Annotated in this window: 1 protein-coding gene; it reads left to right on the plus strand. The window is 74.0% G+C overall.

Going from position 1 to position 888, the window contains the following annotated elements; all coding sequences use genetic code 11:
- Positions 1 to 15: 15 nt before the first annotated feature.
- The coding region (locus tag AC3DEV_RS16685; protein WP_488372813.1) for a DUF222 domain-containing protein at positions 16 to 888 on the plus strand (873 nt) is incomplete at its 3' end.

Raw genomic sequence — 888 nt, forward strand, 5'->3', positions numbered from 1 at the left:
CCCGAGGGGGTGCACATGCGGGAGACGACCACCGGGGATGATGCCGGAGCGGTGGCCGGCAGTCCCGCCGTCACCGCCGCCAGCTCCGCAGCCCTGGCGGCACTGCACGCCGAGAATCGCGCGGCCGCCGCCCGGCTGCGCGCCTGCCACGACCTGTGGGCCACCTGCCGCGAAGAACAGGAACTACGCGACATCGCCGCCGGCTACGGCCCCGGCCTGGACCAACGCCCCGAACACGCCGTCATCGACCCACTGACCATCGCCACAAGTGAGATCGTCGCCGCCTACGGCGTGCACCACAACCGCGCCCGCAGCCTGCTCACCCTGGCCATCACCCTGGTCACCAAGTTCCCCTGTCTCGTCGAGGCCATGGACACCGGCCACCTCGACGAAGCCACCGCCACCCTGCTCGCACGCCACATGCGCACCGTGGACTCCCTGCACCGCGACGCCGTCCACCGCGAGGTCATCGACTGGCTCCTGGCCGCCCTCGCCGCCGGCAGGCGCCCCGGACGCGACGCGATCCTGTCCCACACCGACCGCATCATCGCCGCCCACGACCCCGACGGCGTACGCCTGCGCCGCACCGCCGCGGTCCGCGAACGCCGCGTCACCCTGCGCCGCGGCCCAGACGGCATGGCCGACCTCACCGCCCACCTCACCGCCACCGAAGCCTCCGCCATCCACACCCTGCTGCAGACCAGGGCCACCGCCCAACGCCACCGCGACACCCGCACCCGCGTCGAGACCACCCGCCGCCACGGCGCCGACACCCTCGACACCGACACCATCCGCAGCATGGACGAACTACGCGCCGACGCCCTCGTCACCGCCCTCCTCGGCCACCCCAGCACCGACACCGACGCAGGCAGGGGCGCCGGGGCGGGC

The sequence above is a fragment of the Dietzia sp. IBK-p2-15D genome (assembly GCF_057773105.1).